Source organism: Prauserella shujinwangii (genome assembly GCF_003001955.1).
Classification (GTDB): domain Bacteria; phylum Actinomycetota; class Actinomycetes; order Mycobacteriales; family Pseudonocardiaceae; genus Qaidamihabitans; species Qaidamihabitans shujinwangii.
In genome coordinates this window covers 364,148-381,358 of sequence record NZ_PVNH01000005.1, presented here as the reverse complement: position 1 = coordinate 381,358, position 17,211 = coordinate 364,148, and the positions used below count along the sequence as shown (strand labels likewise).

Genomic DNA, 17,211 nt, shown 5'->3' with positions numbered 1-17,211 from the left:
CGGGCATGAGCACAGGCGGGCCCGGTGTGCCGCTGTCGATCCTCGACCGGTCGAGCACGCGGCGGGGGCAGGACACGGCCGAGGCCGTCCGCGACACCGTCCGCTTCGCGCGGCAGGCGGAGGAACTCGGTTACCACCGCTTCTGGGTGTCGGAACACCACAGCGTGCCCGGGGTCGCGGGTTCGGCGCCGACCGTGCTCGCCGCCGCGATCGCCGGGGCGACGGACCGGATCCGGGTCGGCACCGGTGGGGTGATGCTGCCCAACCATCAACCGCTGGTGGTCGCCGAGCAGTTCGGCACCCTGGAGGCGCTGTTTCCCGGGCGGATCGACATGGGGCTGGGGCGCTCGGTGGGTTTCACCGGGGGCGTGCGGGCGGCGCTGGGCCACGGCAAGGCGGACGCCGAGCGGTTCGGCGAGCAGGTGCGGGAGCTGCTCGGGTACTTCACCGGGGAGCAACCTGCCCATCCCGGCGTACACGGCTTCCCCGCCGAGGGCCTGCGCGTGCCCGCGTTCGTGCTGGCCACCGGTGCGGGCGCGCGGCTCGCCGCCGAGCTGGGGCTGGCGCTCGTCCTGGCCCCGGTCGGCGGGACGGCGGCGACAGCCGAACGCGTCGAGCGGTACCGGCGCGAGTTCCGGCCCTCTCCGTTGTGGCCGTGCCCGTACGTAGTCGTCTCCAGTGCCGTCGCGGTCGCCGAGACCACCGAACGCGCCAGGGCGCTGTTGCTGCCCGAGGCGTGGTCGATGGTCGAGTCCCGGACGCGCGGCGTCTTCCCGCCGTTGCGCCCGCCCTCGGCGGTGCCCGAACCGTCCGGCCGCGAGGCTGAGCTGCTCGAACAGGCACTGCGCGGCCAGCTGTACGGCACACCCGACGAGGTGGCGCCCGCGCTGGACCGGCTCGTGGCGAGCACCGGCGCCGACGAGCTGCTGATCACGATGAGCACCTACGACCGCGCGGAGATGCTCGACTCGTACACGCGGCTCGCCCGGCTGGCGCTCGGCGAGCGCGGGGCGCGGCTCTAGGCGGGCCAGGGCCGCTGGGCGGGCCGCATCCGCTCGAAGGCGGCCGCCGCCCGCAGCACGCCGACGTCGTCGAACCGGCGGCCGGTGAGCTGCAGCCCGATCGGCTGGCCCTCGCTGGTGTAGCCGCAGTTGACCGACACCGAGGGCTGGCCGGACATGTTGTACGGCACGGTGAACGCGATGTGCTCGAACGGCCGTTCCGGGTCGTTCAGCGGGGAGGCCCAGTCAAACGGCGACGCGGAAACCGGGCACACCGGCGAGAGCACGACGTCGAGGTCGCCGGTGGCGGCGAGCGCGGCCACGGTCATGGCGTCGATCTGCGCGTATCCCCGGTAGACGTCCTCCCCGGACAGTCCCGCGCCGCCCTCGACCCACCGGGCGATGTACGGCAGGATCCGGTCCCGCCGCTGCGCGGGCAGCTTCCCGGCCTCGACGACGAACCGGGTCCGCCAGAAGCGGTCGAGACCGTCGAGCATCTCCCGGGTGAGGAACGGTTCGACCGGTTCCACCGTGGCCCCGGCCGACTCGAACCGGCGGGCGGCGTCCTCGACGGCGGCCCGGATCTCCGGCTCGACCGGCAGGCCGACACCCGCGTCGAGGTGCAGACCGACCCGCAGGCCAGCGGGGTCGCGGTCGAGGTCCCGCCACGGCAACTCGGCGGGCGGCAGGCAGAGGTGGTCCCGCGGGTCCGCCCGGCAGATGACCTCCATGAGCAGCGCGGCATCGGCGACGGTCCGCGTGAGCGGACCCGCGACGCGGCCCGGGTACGGCGGGAAGACCGGCACCCGGCCGAAGCTCGGCTTCAGTCCGACGAGCCCGCACCACGCCGCGGGCAGCCGGACCGAGCCGCCGATGTCCGTGCCCACGTGCAGTGGCCCGTACCCGGCGGCCGCGGCCGCGGCGGCGCCCGCGCTGGAGCCGCCCGGCGTGCGCGCGGTGTCCCACGGGTTGCGGGTGGCCGGGTGGAAGCTGGACAGGCCCGAGGTGAGCATGCCGTAGTCCGGCATGGTCGTCTTGGCGAGCAGCACGCCGCCGGATTCCCGCAGCCGGGCGGCGGCGGGCGCGTCCTCGGCGGCGGGCACCAGTTCCGTCGCGGCCGTGCCGAGCGGGACGGGCGTGCCCTGTGTCGCGATGTTCTCCTTCAACGTCAGCGGCACGCCGTCGACGGGGCCCAGCGGTTCACCCGCGCGCCACCGCTGCTCCGCGGCGCGTGCCGCCGCGCGGGCGGCGTCCGGATCCGCAGCGTAGAGCGCCCGCAACACCGGTTCGCGGGCGTCGATCCTGGCGAGTACGGCCTCGGTCACCTCGACCGGGGACACCGTGCCCGCCCGGTACTCGTCGATCAGTTCGAGGGCGGAGAGTTCGGCCAGATCGCTCATGGAACCGTTGTACCCGGGTCGTGAGTGAAAACCGAGGTGAGAACAACGGTTGCCACTCACGACCCGGGCCGTCGGCGGTCAGGCGGTCATCAGGCGGTGTTCTTGCGGCGGCGCTGGAGCAGCAGTGCCCCGGCACCGGCCACCACGAGCCCGGCGCCGATGAGCAGCGGCGTCAGGGCCGAGAAACCCGTCTGGGCGAGGTCGTCCTCATTGGACTGCGGCGCGACCGGCGTCTCGGTGGTCGAGGGCGCGGGCGCGGGCTGCGAGGACGTCGTGGACGACGTGGGCGGCGTCGTGCTGGTGGTCTCCTCCGGCGGGGCCGTGGTGACCGGGGCGGCCTCCCACTCGGCACCGGCCTGCGCGGTCAGGGTGACCTTCTCGGACTGCGCCACGATCAGCGACTGCGCCTCCTTTTCGGCGTAGTTCTCGCCAACGAACAGCCGGCCCGTGTTGACGTGACCGGTCGCGGTGATCTCGAAGGTGCCGTCGCCCTTCGCCGCCTCGGCGGGAACGTCGACGTAGATCTCGCTGCCGTCGGCGATGTCCTCGGTGGACAGCTCGTTGCCGTCGGCGTCGGTGAGCGTGGTGCCCTCCGGCAGGTTTTTCTTCAGCTCGGAGACCTTGCCGGTCGTCGAGACGGTGAACGGGCCGATCCGCGATCCGGCCTCACCGGTCAGGCTCTCCGGCGCCAGTTCGAGCGTCGGCGCGGGCTCGCCGACACCCTTGTTCTCCTCGCCCGTCAGGTAGTCGTAGAGGGCGAGCACGTCCTTGTCGGCTTCGTCGTTCCCGGACGACGCATTGGGCCGGTTCAGGTCCTTACCGTCACTGAAGTGCCAGATGGCGGCCTGCGTGCCGGTGATGGCTTCCTTCTTGGACAGTCCGTCGTGGAGAGAGTCGGCGCCGAGCGTCTCCGCGAGCGCCGCGGTGTCGACGGCCGGATATCCGTGCTGCAGCACCCAGTTGATCTTGTCGCGGTTCTTGTGGAACGGGGAACCCTGGTCCGGGTACTGGTCCCAGGGCGTCTCGATCATCGTGCCGCCGCGGCGGATGTTGACCTCGATCTGCACGCAGTACATGCGCAGCGTGTTGCCCTGGTCCAGCTTCAGGCCGATCAGCGAGGTCGGCGTGTCCGACATGCCGTTGACGTTCGCGGCGTAGCCCTTGATGTCCTGCTTCGACTTCAGGACCGTGCCCTTGGCGTCGTTCGGCTCGTCGGCGGACGCCGGTAGGGCGGCCCCCAGCACGGCGAGCGAGGCACCGACCACGGCAGCACCGGCGCGGGTGAGAACCGATCTCTTACGCATGAGTCTCCTAACCCCAGCTCTTCGGACCCAATTCGAGTGAAGATCACACTTTCCAGTGAGGGCGGAGCATACACACGGCAGATAATTGGCTTACACCAGCCACCCAATCAGGTATTTGTTACACCCTTCGAGCCAACGGTTTCACAAATTGTTGGTGACATCAGACAACGGAACCGAGCGCCCGCTCCAGGTCGGCCCACAGGTCGTCCGGATCTTCCAGCCCGACACTGAACCGAAGCAGACCAGCGGCGACGTGCGCGTCCCCCGGCCGGGCCGCCCTCCGCTCGATCGAGCTCTCCACCCCGCCGAGGCTCGTGGCGTGCCGGATCAGCCGCAGCAGCCCGCACATCCGGTCCGCGGCCGCCGCGTCGGCGAGCTCGAACGCGACCATCGCCCCCGCGCCCGGATACCGCACCCGGGTCACCGCCGGGTGCGCCGCGAGCCGCTCGGCGAGCAGGGCCGCCGTGCGGGAGGCTTCGGCATAACGGACGGGCAGCGTGCGCAGGCCCCGCAGGGCGAGCCAGGCCTCCAGCGCGCCCGGCGTGGCGCCACCCCGGGCCCGCGCGTCGCGCAACGAGCCCGCGAGCCGCTCGTCGGCGGTCACCGTGAGCCCGAGCAGGAGGTCGCTGTGCCCGCCGATCATCTTGGTGGCGCTGTGCACGACGATGTCGGCGCCGTGGGCGAGCGGCTGGGCTCCCAGCGGTGTCGCGAACGTGTTGTCCACGGCCACCAGCGGTCGCTCCGGCGCCGCGGCGGCGGCCCGCGTCACGGCGGCGACATCCATCGGCTCCAGGCTCGGGTTGGTCGGCGACTCCAGCCAGAGCAGCCGCGCCGCACCGGCTGCGGCCTGCCACGCCGCGGTGTCACCCGGCGCGAGCCGCCGCAACCCGATCCGGCCCGCCCGCTCGGCGTGGTCGAACAGCGCGCGCGTGCCCGCGTAGCTGTCGCTCGGCACGACGACCACACCGCCGACCGGCACCAGGTCGAGCACCGCGGACACCGCGCCGATTCCCGAGGCGAACGCCGTCGCGGTGCCTCCCTCCAGCTCACCGATGGCGGTCTCCAGCGCCGCCCAGGTGGGCGTGCCCTCCTCCCGGGAGTAGTCGAGTCCGAGGGTGCTCGCCGGCACGATCGGCGGGTTCATCGGCTCACCCTCGCCGGTGGGCCTGCCCGCGACGATCGCGAGCGTGCGCGGGGACCAGTTGCCGTTCACGACACCTCCACAGTCTTCTCGGCGGCGATGAGCCGCGTGGCCACGGTCGCCGGGTCGAGCAGCCGGATCAGCTCGTCACCGGCCGCGCGCAGGTCGGCGAGCGGCATCGGATCGAGCCGTTCGAGCAGGAACAGCCCTCGGCGGCTGTCCTCGTGCAGCCGCGTCCGCACGCACTGCCGGTGGTTCCACCGGCGGCACGTCACTCCGGCGTCGTCCCGCCACACGACCTCGCCCGGATCGGCGTGCTCGGTGACCGGGGTGCCGCCGGAGACGGTGTCGAACGGCTCGCCCCCGGCGGCACGCACCAGCCTCGGCGAGCCTACGTAGGAGTCGAGGTCCTCTCCTCCGACGGGCAACCGGTACCGGACCGACACGGCGTTGTAGATGTCGACCAGCCGGTTGACCGAAGGCAGCCCGGCGCCCCGCCGCAACAGCGCCTCCAGCGAGTTCCTGGTGCGGCTCGGTTTGGCACCGAAGGCGCGGTAGGCCTCCCGCCACGCCTCGACGTGTGGCTCCGGCGCCTGGTGTTCGACGGTCCGCCCGGCTTCGGCGAGCAGCCGCTCCGTCCGCGCGTCGCTCGGCCCTCCACGCAGTCCGTCCGCCACGATCACGAGAACGGCGAAGTCCGGCCTGAGGGCGGCCACTGCCGGATCCAGCCGGATACCGTCGAGAGTAGCGCCGTAGTCATTTGGATGCACCATATGGTTCATTGTAACGACTAGGAGGTCCGTTGTCGGACACGGAGACCCTGGCCCGCCTCGCACGCAACATCCGTGCCCAGCGGACCCGGCGGCAGTGGACCCTGGACGCGCTCGCCGCCCGCGCCGGGCTGAGCAAGGGCGTCGTGGTCGCCGTCGAGCAGGGCCGTGGCAATCCCAATCTGGCGACGCTCATCCGGATCAGCGACGCACTCGGGGTGTCCCTCACCGCACTGCTCGAAGGCGGCGAGGAGCCCGCGGTCCGGGTGACGGACCGGACGTCGCTGTTGTGGGAGGGCCCCTCGGGCGGTACCGGACGGCTGCTCGACGGCACCGACTCCCCCACGCCCGTCGAGCTGTGGCACTGGCGGCTCGAACCGGGCGAGCGGCACGACAGCGAACCGCACGCCGCGGGCACCCGCGAGCTCCTGCACGTCTACACCGGGGAACTCACGCTGACCGTCGGCGGCCAGGAAGTGGTCGTGCCCTCGGGGGCGTCGGCCCGGATGACCGCGGACGAGCCGCATGCCTACGCCAACGCCGGCCGGGTGGCCGCCGAGTTCGTCGGCGTCGTGGTACCGCCGTCGAGCTGAGGTCAGTTCGAGTAGCGACCGACCGTCTCCGGGTGGATGACGAGCCGGACCAGGTCCGCGGCCAGCATCGCGGCGAACTCGTCGGCGCGGGCCGGGTCGTCCAGGTCCCAGTAGCGAGCGGCGAGGCGGGCGCACAGGTCCTGCGCACCGTCACGTTCCACCGTGGTGTGACCGGCGACCGACAGCCAGCGCTCGCGTTCACCCACTGGCGCGGCGACGACCAGCGAGGCGCGGGGGTCGCGGCGCAGGCGCCGCACCTTGCGCGAGTCCGGGTCCGTGAACAGCTGGATCGTGCCCTCGGCAGTGACCTCGAACCACACCGGGCGCGGCTGTGGCGGGAGTGGCCCCGCGGCCACCGAGAGGAACCCGTGCAGGGGGGGGCGGCGGAGGAACTCGAGGTCCTGGGTGGTCAGCGGGTTCGTGCCGGTGTTCATGAGGCCGATTGAACACGGCCGAGGAGGACGGTCCACAGGCTGGGAAACCGTCCGCTCCCGCCGTGGTGGGCTGGTCCGCGCTTCGTGGACGGTGCGCCACCACCTCCGAGCTGGGCCGAGCCAGCTGTCCGCCGCTAGCCCGGGAAGGCCACCGGGCGCAGGTGCTCGGGCAGGCGGGCGTACTGCCACTCGCGTTCGGCCTCGGCCGCCGCGTCGGTGTCGGTGGGCCCCGCGGCGTGCGTGGCCGCGGCGACGGCGTAGACCGCCGCATGCGGTGCATGTGTGGGCACGTGTGCCGTGGCCACCGCGTGACCCGCCGACCTGGCGGCGGCGCGGGCGGCGGCCACCTCGCAGTCCCGCGCGGCCGCGTGCGCGGCGAACGACGCCGCCCGCGCCTCGGTGATCGCCAGCTCCCCGCGTGCCCACGCCCGGCCGGCCTCGACCGCCCGGCGCGGCCGGTCATCGGCGGGCCGCTCCTCCACGAAGTACGGCAGGACGTGCTCGGCGCAGTCGGCCGCCCAGCAGGCCACCGCCCGGTGGTCTTCCTCGCTGAGCTCCATCGAGCGTCCTCCGCCGTCATCGCCGCGAGGCGAACTCCACGACCTGCTGATACGTCGGCCGGTTCTGGGTGCCGATCTTGCGGTGCGTGATGCCGCCGAGCGGCTGGTGCACGATCGAGTCGGCGCACCACTGGTCCCCGGCCGAGCAGTGCTCGTCGCCAGGGTAGACCTCGCTCGCCGGTTGCGCGGCCGCCTGCCGCACGGTGTCCACGAGCACCTGCCGGCACGCCGCGAGGTCGCCGCCACCGCAGAACGTGTCGCCGAGCGGGCCCGCCACCGGCTCTCCGAGCACGGCACGCAGGTCCTTGTGCACGTAGCCCCACCAGCCCGCCTGGTACGCCGACCCGCGATGGTCCACTCCGGACGGTGCCTCGTCCACCTTCAGCACGCGGGTCATCGCGGTGAACGCCGCGCCGCCGAGGCCCGGCTCGAACTGCGCGCGCACGAGCAGCGGCCACCACGCGTCCATGATCCGGATCGCGTCGGCGTGCCGGTACGTCCGGCTCCCCGCCCGGGTCTGGGTGCGCAGGCCGCCGTCGGCCAGCCACGCCCGCAGCTTCTCGATCGCCGCCGCGGCGGCCGGGTCGGTGACGGGTGCGGTGTCCAGCACCCGCAGCAGCACCGGGAGCACGCGCTCGGCCCGCAGGTCGGCCAGGCCGGCCTCGGCCATCGCCCTGGTCAGGTTGCCCCTGGTCACCGGAGTGCCGTCGGCGACGAACTCGCGGACTCTGCGGTCGAGCAGGTCACCGCGGTGTACCGCGGACTTCTCGTAGCCCGCCGCCGCGTAGTCCTCCGCCAGCGCGTTGTTCCAGCTGATGTAGTAGTCCTGGTTGACCGAGTTCGGGTGCTGCTCGAACGGTGTGTAGTCGGCCGTGTTGCCGTCCGGGTTCCAGCCCTGCCAGTCGAGGCCCGCGTGTACGGGCAGGCTCGGGTCCATCGTGGACGGCCGCACCGGGTTGTCCCCCGAGTTGAAGTACGCGGCGTCGTCGGCGTCCACGTAGAACCAGTTGAAGGTGAAGTTGACCTCGTGGGCCGCGTGCTGGAAGTCCCGCGCCGAGCGGATGGCTCCGGGGTCGTTGAACAGCTGGAAGCCGATCAGCGAGTCCACCTCGTGCAGGAAGCTGGAGCGCAGCGCGGCATAGGCCACCGGCTTCCCTTCGATCGTCGCCCGGTGGGTCACCGGCCCGTACGCGGTGCGGTAGCTGCGGAGCGTGTACGAGCCGGCAGGCGTGCCGTCCGCGACCGTCGGGCGCCACGAGTTGCGGCGCTCGACGACCTCCATCGGGACGCACTCGCCGCGGAACCGGTACGCGTTCGACTCCTTCGTCGCGGGCGCCCCGCTCGGCTCGCAGAGTTCCACGGCGTAGGTGTCGATCACGTCCTGCGCCGACGTGGTGGCGCTCCACGCGTAGTCCTGGCCCCTGCCGAGCAGGACGTACATGCTGAGGCCCGCGAACGAGGCGCCGCGCGCGCTGATGCCGGGCCCCTGCAGCTCCTGCAGCATGAGCAGCTGCGGGGCGAAGTACCCGGTCTGCGGGCCGAACACGGCGACCGGGTTGCCGCTCTCGGTGTGCCTGCCCGACACGACGAGCGCGTTGGACATGCCGTGTCGCACGGTGGCCGCGGGAACGTCGGCGCTCTCCGCCGACCCCTCCGGATCGAAGACGAGCCGCTGCCGCGTGACCGAGCCGGGATCCGGCATCGCGACCCCCTGCGGGTCGGCAGGCGCCTTGCCGTACGGGAAGCTCTGCCCGTCGTGCAGGGTGCGCACGGTTTCCGGGTCGTCCTCCTCCCGCATGCTGCGCCAGATCTCCTCACCGCGCTCGAGGCCATAGCGTTCCTGGATGGCCAGCTTCGCGATGGCGGCCTCGACCTCGCCACCGCCGCCCGCGCCGAACTGGGCGCCGATCACCGAGGCGATGACCACGAGGTCGGTCAGCCGGAACGGCTCGATCTCGCCCCGGTTGGTGATCGCGTCGACGTGCCCGGTGAGGACGTACTCGCCGGGGAAGTAGCGGCCGCGGTGCGCGTCGCGGATGTAGGCGTTGATGCCCTCGAGGTAGGCCTGCGCGTCGGCGAACCCCCGCGCACCGCGCGGGCCCGAATTCGCGACACGGTCGATCTGCTGCCGCAGCTCCTCCTCGGTGTAGGGCGCCGCGCTGAAGAACTGCTGTTCGAGCGAGCGGTTGCCCTCCGCGCCGCCCGCGAACGGGGTGAGCTGCCCCCGCCCGACGTGCCGCAGCACGTCCATCAGCCACAGCCGGTCCTGCGCGGCGGCGTACCCGGCGCCGAACTCGGTGCCCTCGCGGGTGGTCCCGTAGATGTGCGGCACGCCGAGCCGGTCGCGGAGGATCGTCACGTCTTCGCGGGGCCGGGTGCGGCTGGTCACCTCGTCCTCGGGCACGCCGAACGAGGCGTCGTTGAAGAACTCGTTGATCGTGTCGGTGGTCAGCCCGCGGTAGCCGGTCTCCAGTGCGGCGTACTCGCCGAGCTGGTCGGCCGAGTGCGCGGGCCGGGTGCCGAGCGCGCGGTGGGCGAGGATGTCGGCGAGTGTGGCGTTGCCGTTCTGCCCCGGCGGCAGGATGTCGGAACACTGGCCGACGCAGTGGTCCTCGATCACGGGTTCCTCCGCCCGCGCCTGCGGAACCGTGAGCAGGCTCGCGGCGAGCGTGAAGGCTGCTGTGACGGCGGTGACCCCGGTGAGGATGCCGAGCGTGCCCTGCCGTGTGCGCATGGTCATGACCCCTTCCGACGTGACGAAGAGCACGCTACTCACCAGAACTTCACATTCTGAAGACTTTTCGCGTTTTCTCGCCCGGTAGGAGCACGACTGAAGACGGAGGGTGACGCCCCGGTACGGTGACCGACCATGACCGCACAGCCACCGCAGAGGCCGAGGGTCGACGTGCCCGAGGGTGCGCCGCCCGTCGAACTACAGGTGTCCGACATCACGGTCGGCGAGGGACAGGAGGCCCAGCCGGGCCGGACGGTGCACGTCCACTACGTCGGGGTCGCGTACTCGACGGGGGCGGAGTTCGACGCGTCGTGGAACCGCGGTGCGCCGCTGAGCTTCCCGCTGGGCGCGGGCCACGTGATCCCGGGCTGGGACCGCGGTGTCCTGGGGATGCGGGTCGGCGGCAGGCGGCGGCTGGTGATTCCGCCGGATCTCGCTTATGGCGAACAGGGCGTGGGCGGCGTCATCGAGCCGAACGAGACCCTGGTCTTCGTGGTGGACCTGGTAGACCTCAGCTGACCACCCAGCGCCCTCGTGAGTGAGGAACGTGGTTAGAACGACGTTTTCCACTCACGAGCCCCGCGCTGGTCCAAGCCCAGCGCAACCACGCCGCCAAGACGAGGAGCCCGCACCGTGGGGGTCCGGGGGGTCGCCCCCGGGAAATGCAAACAGCCGACGCGGCGAGCGCATCGCGCGAGCACACGTCGGCTGAGGCTGGTGGGCGAGGAGGGAGTTGAACCCTCACGTCCTTCCGGACACACGGACCTGAACCGTGCGCGTCTGCCATTCCGCCACTCGCCCGAGTAACCGCGACAGTGAGATCAGCGTAGCAGGCGCCTCCAGCGGCTTTCACCGGCCCCGGTGTTCTGACCCCCGAACCCAGATACGATCGGATCCGGGAGCAACGCGTGGAAGGGAGGGGGTTGCCAGGTGGGCCGTGTCCAGCGCTTCGACAGACGTCTCGAGAACCTGGTGGGCAACACCTTCGCGCGGATGTTCGGTGGCAACGTCGTCACGGAGGAAGTGGCGCAGGCACTGGAGCGGGAGAGTGAGGACAACGTTCGGGAGCTCGCCGGTGGCCGGCTGCTCGCCCCCAATCACTACATCGTGTCGCTGGGGGCCGGGGACCACGACCGGATGGCGGGCGACGAGCAACGCGTCACCCGGCTGCTCGCAAATGCGGTGGCCGAACATCTCGCCGAGCACGGTTGGGACACCTATGGTGACGTCGTAGTCTCGCTCGAGCGCAACGAGGCGCTGCATACTGGACAGTTCAGGACCCGCTCGACCGTCGACCCGGATGTCAGGGCAAGCGACGCCCGGGGCGCGGCACGGTCAGCAAGAACCAGCGACGCAGGAGACCGACCAATGAGCCAGCCCGGCGGCTACGGCCAATACGACCAGGGTGACCCGTACGGCCAGCAGGGCCAGTACGGCTACGGACAGGGCCAACCCGGTTACGACCAGGGCTATGGCCAGCCCGGCGGCTACGACCAGGGTTACGGGCAGCCGCCCGCCCCGGGTTACGACCCCGCCTACGGGCAGCCTCCTGCCCCCGGCTACGACCAGGGCTATGGCCAGCCCCCGGCACCGGGCTACGACCAGGGCTACGGCCAGCCGCCCGCCCCCGGCTACGACCCCGCCTACGGGCAGCCCCCAGCACCGGGCTACGACCAGGGCTATGGCCAGCCCCCGGCACCGGGCTACGACCAGGGCTACGGCCAGCCGCCCGCCCCCGGCTACGACCCCGCCTACGGGCAGCCCCCGGCCCCCGGCTACGACCAGGGCTACGCGGCTCCGCCGAGCCCTCCCGGTGGCTACCCGGCGCAGGCTCCGCCGCCGGACCCGTACGCCCAGCAGGGGTACGGCGCCCCGCCGATGCCGCCCGGCGCGGGCAGGCAGCTGCAGGCGACCCTCCAGCTCGACGACGGCTCGAACCGGTCCTACACGTTGAAGCAGGGTGGCAACGTGGTCGGCCGCGGCCAGGACGCCGACTTCCGGCTGCCCGACACCGGGGTCTCCCGCAGGCACCTGGAGATCACGTGGGACGGCCAGAGCGCGACGCTCGCGGACATCGGCTCGACCAACGGCACGACCGTCAACGGGACGCCGGTGCAGACCTGGCAGCTCGCCGACGGTGACGTCATCAGGGTGGGTCACTCCTCGCTGGTGTTCCGCACGCAGGGCTGACCGCACCCGGCGACCGGGCAGGACGCCGGGATGATCCGTGCGCACCGGCACCCGCATGGCGGTGCGCCGGCCCCTGCCGTGTGTCGAAAACCGCCGTCCCGCACTGCCTTGACGCGGCTGTCGCGCATAATGGCGGCCGAGCGGGGAGCCGTGGTGTGCCCAGGGCGGGGTTCGGGGGCCCTGCCGGGTGGGCATCGCGGATCGGAAGGACACGGCGCCACGGGCAGGGCGCGACGAGGCGGGAGCTGACACAACAGGTGCCAGAGCTGGTCGTTCAACTCACCAGAGCAGGGTTTCTCCTCCTGCTCTGGTTGTTCGTGCTCGCCGCGCTGCGGGTCGTGCGCTCGGACCTGTACGCCGCGTCGGGTCTGCGCGTCAACGTGCCGAGCTTCCGGCGCGGCAAGGAGAAGAAGCCGAGGGGCGGGAAGGCCCCACGGCAGCTCGTGGTGACTCATGGAGCGCTCGCCGGCACCCGGATCGCGCTGGATGGCAAGCCGATCCTGATCGGGCGGGCGGACGACTCCACCCTGGTGCTCGACGACGACTACGCGTCCACGCGGCACGCCCGCCTTTCGCTGCGGGGGGACGAGTGGTATGTCGAAGATCTGGGCTCGACGAACGGCACGTACCTCGACCGGGCTAAGGTCACTGCACCCCTCCGAGTCCCGCTCGGCGTCCCCATCCGGATAGGCAAGACGGTGATCGAGCTTCGCCCATGACACTCGTCCTTCGCTACGCGGCCCGCAGTGACCGGGGTCTGGTCCGTTCCAGCAACCAGGACTCGGTCTACGCCGGCCCGCGCCTGCTTGCCCTGGCCGACGGCATGGGCGGCCACGCCGCCGGCGAGGTGGCCAGCAAGGTCGTCATCGCGTCGCTGGCACCGCTCGACGACGACGAGCCCGGCGACGACCTGCTCAGCCAGCTCAGGGAAGCCGTGGCGCAGGGCAACGCCGCGATCTCCGAGCTGGTGGCGAACGACCCCGACCTCGACGGCATGGGCACCACGCTGACCGCGGTGCTGTTCTCGGGCTCGCGGCTCGGCCTGGTGCACGTCGGCGACTCGCGCGCCTACCTCCTGCGCGGAGGACAGTTCAGCCAGATCACCCGCGACGACAGCTTCGTCAACGAACTTCTCGAGCAGGGCCGGATCACCGAGGACGAGGCCGCCACCCACCCGCAGCGTTCGCTGCTGCTGAAGGCCCTCACCGGGCACGAGGTGGAGCCGAGCTTCACGGTGCGCGAGGCCCGCGCCGGCGACCGGTACCTGCTCTGCTCGGACGGCCTGTCCGGGATGGTCAGCAACGAGACGCTCGCCGAGGCGATGCAGATCCCGGACCCGCAGGAGTGCGCGGACCGAATGATCGAGCTCGCGCTGAAGGGCGGCGGCACCGACAACGTCACCGTGATCGTGGCGGACGTCGTCGACGTCGACTTCGGCGACGACGCACCCATCGTGGGCGGCGCCGCGGGCGACGGCAGCGACGAGGGCCACCAGGGCGACTCCCCCGCGGCCAGGGCGAGGGCGCTCACCGCGCCCACCCCGCAGCCGCAGCGGGTCGAGCCCGCGGAGCCCCCGCCGGACCCGAAGGCCAAGCGCCGCAAACGCTTGCGGCTGCTCATGGCGTTCGGCCTCGCCGTGATCCTGCTCGCGGCCGCGGTGATCGCCACGCGGTACTTCGTCCTGCGCCAGTACTACGTCGGGGTGGGCACCGACCAGGAGGTGGTGATCTACCAGGGCGTTCCGGGCAGCATCCTCGGTTTCGACCTGCACCAGCAGGCGGAGGGCTCGTGTGCCCCCGAGGCGACGCTGTGCGAGCCGCTGCGCCTTTCCGACCTGCAGCAGGACGCGCGGGACGCGGTGCTGGGCGGCGTGAAGCGGGACAGCCTCGCCGAGTCGCGCGACTACATCGACACCCTGCGGCGCAACAACGTCCTGGAGATCTGCGACGAGGAGCAGCCGCAGGGCGGCGGGGTCGTCGGCGGGATCGGACAGGGCGAGTCCGCCACCGCACAGCCGACCGAGACGCCGACCACAGGGCGAGAGCAGGGTGGGCAGCCGGGGGTGGACTGCCGCCCGGCGCCCGACCCGGGCGGTGGCTGATGAGTCAGCCGGGATCCGCCTCGCGGGCGGCCCAGTACGCGACCAACCCGCCCCGCGAGCTGCCGAAACGCAGCGGCACCGAGCTGGCGCTGCTCGCGTTCGCCGCGTTCATCGTCACCTCGGCGTTCGTCCTCGTCCAGGCGAACCAGGAGCAGGAGCTGTCCTGGGCCGTCGTCTGGTACGGGCTGGCCTACCTGGCCATCTTCGCCGTGGCACACCTGGCCGTGCGGCGCTGGGCGCCGTACGCGGATCCGCTCATCCTGCCCTGCGTGGCCCTGCTCAACGGCCTCGGGCTGGTGATGATCTACCGCATCGATCTGGCGGAAGCCGAGCGGGCCATCTCGCTGTCGCAGGAGGTCTCGTCGGAGGCGCCGCGTCAGGTGCTGTTCACGGTGGTCGCGCTGGCGCTGTTCCTCGGGGTGCTCGCGGTGGTGAAGGACCACCGCACGCTGACCCGCTACGCGTACACGTTCGGCCTGGTGGGGATCGTCGCGCTGGCGCTGCCCGCGCTGCTGCCGAGGTCGCTGTCCGAGGTCAACGGCGCGAAGGTGTGGCTGAAGCTGCCCGGCTTCTCCATCCAGCCCGGCGAGTTCGCCAAGATCCTGCTGATGATCTTCTTCGCGTCGTTCCTCGTCGCGAAGCGGGACCTGTTCATGGCCGCGGGCAAGCGCGTGCTCGGCGTCGAGCTGCCGCGAGCCCGCGACCTCGGGCCGATCCTCATCGCGGCCGTCGCCTGCCTCGGGATCCTGGTGTTCGAGAAGGACCTCGGCACCGCGCTGCTGTTCTTCGGCATCGTCCTCGTGATGCTCTACGTGGCCACCGAGCGGATCATCTGGGTGGTCGTGGGCCTCACGATGTTCCTCGGCGGCGCGTTGATCGCCTATCAGCTGTTCACGCACGTGCAGCAGCGGGTGGCGAACTGGATCGACCCGCTGGCGACGTACAACGAGCCGGGTGGCGGCTACCAGATCGCCCAGGGCCTGTTCGGCCTCGGCACGGGCGGCATGTTCGGCACCGGGCTCGGCTCGGGCAGGCCGGACACGGTGCCCGAGGCCAACACCGACTTCATCACCGCCGCGATCGGCGAGGAACTCGGCTTCGTCGGGCTCAGCGCGGTGCTGATGCTCTACCTGCTGCTGGCCATGCGGGGGATGCGTGGTGCGCTCGCCGTGCGCGACACGTTCGGCAAGCTGCTCGGCGGCGGCCTTTCGTTCGCGATCATCATGCAGGTGTTCGTCATCGTGGGCGGGGTCACCAAGCTCATCCCGATGACGGGCATCACCACGCCGTTCCTGTCCTACGGTGGGTCGTCGCTGCTCGCCAACTACATCCTGGTCGCGCTCCTGCTGCGCATCTCCGACGCGGCCCGCAGGCCGCAGGCCTCCGCGAAACCGCGGCAGCCGGTGCAGCAGGCGCCGCTGGCCGAGGCGCACACCGTGATGGTGCAGCGGCCTCCGCAACAACAGACAGGCGGTCCCGGTGACCAGGCCGCGGGAGGGGGGAGGTACCCGTGAACACACCGCTGCGCAAGGTCGGCGTCGCCATGCTCGTCATGGTGACCCTGCTGCTGGTGAACGCCACCTACGTCCAGTTCGTGAAGGCCGACGACTACCGGTCCGACGGCCGCAACACCCGCGTGCTGCTCGACGAGTACTCCCGGGAACGCGGCAAGATCGTGTCCGAGGCCGCGGGTCAGGTACTGGCGGGCGTCAAGCCCACCGACGACCGGTTCTCGTTCCGCCGCACGTACGCCAACGGCCCGATGTACGCGCCCGTGACCGGGTACTACTCGATCCGCTACGGCGCGGGCGGGCTGGAACGCGAGATGGACGAGTTCCTCAACGGCTCCGATCCCCGGCTGTTCGTCCGCAGGCTCTCGGACATGATCACCGGCCGCGACCCGCGTGGCGGCAACGTCCGGCTGACCGTGCGGCCCTCGGTGCAGCAGGCCGCGTACCGGGCGATGACCGAGCGCGGGTTCACGGGCTCGGTCGTGGCGCTGGACCCGAAGACCGGGGAGATCCTCGCGATGGTCTCCACGCCGTCCTACGACCCCAACCGGCTCGCCTCGCACAACAGCGACAAGCAGCAGCAGGCGTGGGAGCAGTTCACCAACGCCCCGCAGAACCCGATGCTCAACCGGGCGATCAAGGAGACCTACCCGCCGGGCTCCACGTTCAAGATCGTCACGACGGCCGCCGCGCTGGAGAACGGCGCGAACGCCGACACGCGGGTCACCAGCCAGGCCAACATCACGCTGCCCGGTACCACAGCCGACCTGGAGAACTTCGCGGGGCAGCCGTGTCCGGGCAACACGCTGAAGGACGCGCTGGCCTACTCGTGCAACACCGCGTTCGCGGAGCTGGCCGGGCAGCTGGGCGCGGAGAAGCTGCGGGAGACGGCGGCGAACTTCGGCATCGGCATGACCGACCTGTTCGTGCCCATGCGGGTGGTCCCCTCCGAGCTCGGCGACCTGGCGAGCCAGGCGGAGCTGTACCAGAGCGGCATCGGCCAGCGCGACGTCCGGCTCACGCCGATGCAGGACGCCCTGCTGTCGGCGACCGTCGCCAACGACGGCGTCGCGATGAAGCCGCGGCTCATCGACTCCCTGCTCGCGCCCGACCTGTCGACGATCGAGGACTTCTCCCCCGAGGAGCTGACCGGTGAGCCCGCGCTGTCGGCGGCCAACGCCGACGTGCTCACCGACATGATGATCGCCTCGGAGGCGAACACCAGCGGTGGCGGGAAGGACCCCGCGCTGCGGATCGCGTCCAAGACCGGTACCGCCGAGCACGGTGTCGACCCGAAGGCCACGCCACCGCACGCGTGGTACACGGCGTTCGCCCCGCACGACGACCCCAAGGTCGCCGTCGCCGTCATCGTGGAGTCCGGTGGTGACCGCGGGCTCGCCGCCACGGGCGGCACCGTCGCCGCGGAGATCGGCAGGGCCACGATCGCCGCCGCCCTCGGGGGTGGATAGCGG

At 71.8% G+C, this 17,211-nt stretch carries 15 protein-coding genes and 1 tRNA gene; 8 read left to right on the top strand and 8 right to left on the bottom strand.

Translation table 11 applies throughout. The annotated features are described in order from the left end of the window. Positions 1-5 precede the first annotated feature (5 nt). The gene (locus B0I33_RS14545) at positions 6-1,022 is read left to right on the top strand and encodes an LLM class flavin-dependent oxidoreductase (protein WP_106179281.1); all 1,017 of its coding nucleotides are present in this window, start codon (positions 6-8) and stop codon (positions 1,020-1,022) included. Here the strand turns inward: B0I33_RS14545 and B0I33_RS14540 are convergent. The 4 genes from B0I33_RS14540 to B0I33_RS14525 all read right to left on the bottom strand — a co-directional run bounded on the left by B0I33_RS14540 (position 1,019) and on the right by B0I33_RS14525 (position 5,619). Beyond that, positions 1,019-2,401: an amidase gene (locus tag B0I33_RS14540; protein ID WP_106179280.1), complete on the bottom strand. Its 1,383-nt coding sequence runs from the start codon at positions 2,399-2,401 to the stop codon at positions 1,019-1,021. The genes B0I33_RS14545 and B0I33_RS14540 overlap by 4 nt on opposite strands. A gap of 89 nt (positions 2,402-2,490) precedes the next feature. After that, on the bottom strand, positions 2,491-3,705 hold the full coding sequence (locus tag B0I33_RS14535) for a thioester domain-containing protein (protein WP_106179279.1): 1,215 nt from the start codon (positions 3,703-3,705) through the stop codon (positions 2,491-2,493). A 160-nt stretch (positions 3,706-3,865) separates the two neighbouring features. Further along, positions 3,866-4,849, bottom strand: a complete 984-nt coding sequence (locus B0I33_RS14530) for a trans-sulfuration enzyme family protein (protein WP_106179438.1) — start codon at positions 4,847-4,849, stop codon at positions 3,866-3,868. A gap of 65 nt (positions 4,850-4,914) precedes the next feature. After that, positions 4,915-5,619, bottom strand: a complete 705-nt coding sequence (locus B0I33_RS14525; protein ID WP_106179278.1) for a B3/B4 domain-containing protein — start codon at positions 5,617-5,619, stop codon at positions 4,915-4,917. 29 nt (positions 5,620-5,648) lie between these two features. Between B0I33_RS14525 and B0I33_RS14520 the strand changes: the two genes are divergently transcribed. Then, positions 5,649-6,209, top strand: coding sequence for a helix-turn-helix domain-containing protein (locus B0I33_RS14520; protein WP_106179277.1), 561 nt, complete (start codon positions 5,649-5,651; stop codon positions 6,207-6,209). Positions 6,210-6,211: 2 nt separating this feature from the next. On the opposite strand, the gene B0I33_RS14515 is transcribed toward B0I33_RS14520, so the two are convergent. From B0I33_RS14515 to B0I33_RS14505, 3 genes are all read right to left on the bottom strand, one after another. Further along, on the bottom strand, positions 6,212-6,643 hold the full coding sequence (locus B0I33_RS14515) for a pyridoxamine 5'-phosphate oxidase family protein (protein ID WP_106179276.1): 432 nt from the start codon (positions 6,641-6,643) through the stop codon (positions 6,212-6,214). Positions 6,644-6,777: 134 nt separating this feature from the next. Further along, on the bottom strand, positions 6,778-7,203 hold the full coding sequence (locus tag B0I33_RS14510; RefSeq protein ID WP_106179275.1) for a putative immunity protein: 426 nt from the start codon (positions 7,201-7,203) through the stop codon (positions 6,778-6,780). A 16-nt stretch (positions 7,204-7,219) separates the two neighbouring features. Continuing rightward, positions 7,220-9,943, bottom strand: a complete 2,724-nt coding sequence (locus tag B0I33_RS14505; RefSeq protein ID WP_245900680.1) for a penicillin acylase family protein — start codon at positions 9,941-9,943, stop codon at positions 7,220-7,222. A 129-nt stretch (positions 9,944-10,072) separates the two neighbouring features. Here B0I33_RS14505 and B0I33_RS14500 point away from each other — a divergent pair, with 129 nt between their 5' ends. After that, the gene (locus B0I33_RS14500; RefSeq protein WP_106179274.1) at positions 10,073-10,456 is read left to right on the top strand and encodes an FKBP-type peptidyl-prolyl cis-trans isomerase; all 384 of its coding nucleotides are present in this window, start codon (positions 10,073-10,075) and stop codon (positions 10,454-10,456) included. Between the two features lie 196 nt (positions 10,457-10,652). On the opposite strand, the gene B0I33_RS14495 is transcribed toward B0I33_RS14500, so the two are convergent. Beyond that, positions 10,653-10,738: transfer RNA gene (locus B0I33_RS14495), tRNA-Leu, on the bottom strand. A 129-nt stretch (positions 10,739-10,867) separates the two neighbouring features. Between B0I33_RS14495 and B0I33_RS14490 the strand changes: the two genes are divergently transcribed. The 5 genes from B0I33_RS14490 to B0I33_RS14470 all read left to right on the top strand — a co-directional run bounded on the left by B0I33_RS14490 (position 10,868) and on the right by B0I33_RS14470 (position 17,208). Then, entirely contained in the window at positions 10,868-12,127 is a 1,260-nt protein-coding gene (locus B0I33_RS14490) for an FhaA domain-containing protein (protein ID WP_106179273.1), read from the top strand. A gap of 257 nt (positions 12,128-12,384) precedes the next feature. After that, positions 12,385-12,846: an FHA domain-containing protein FhaB/FipA gene (locus B0I33_RS14485; protein ID WP_106179272.1), complete on the top strand. Its 462-nt coding sequence runs from the start codon at positions 12,385-12,387 to the stop codon at positions 12,844-12,846. Continuing rightward, on the top strand, positions 12,843-14,228 hold the full coding sequence (locus B0I33_RS14480; RefSeq protein WP_106179271.1) for a PP2C family protein-serine/threonine phosphatase: 1,386 nt from the start codon (positions 12,843-12,845) through the stop codon (positions 14,226-14,228). The genes B0I33_RS14485 and B0I33_RS14480 overlap by 4 nt, the downstream gene beginning before the upstream one ends. After that, positions 14,228-15,742, top strand: coding sequence for an FtsW/RodA/SpoVE family cell cycle protein (locus B0I33_RS14475; protein WP_106179270.1), 1,515 nt, complete (start codon positions 14,228-14,230; stop codon positions 15,740-15,742). Before B0I33_RS14480 ends, B0I33_RS14475 begins: the two co-directional genes overlap by 1 nt. After that, the gene (locus B0I33_RS14470) at positions 15,739-17,208 is read left to right on the top strand and encodes a peptidoglycan D,D-transpeptidase FtsI family protein (protein WP_106179269.1); all 1,470 of its coding nucleotides are present in this window, start codon (positions 15,739-15,741) and stop codon (positions 17,206-17,208) included. Before B0I33_RS14475 ends, B0I33_RS14470 begins: the two co-directional genes overlap by 4 nt. Positions 17,209-17,211: the final 3 nt, after the last annotated feature.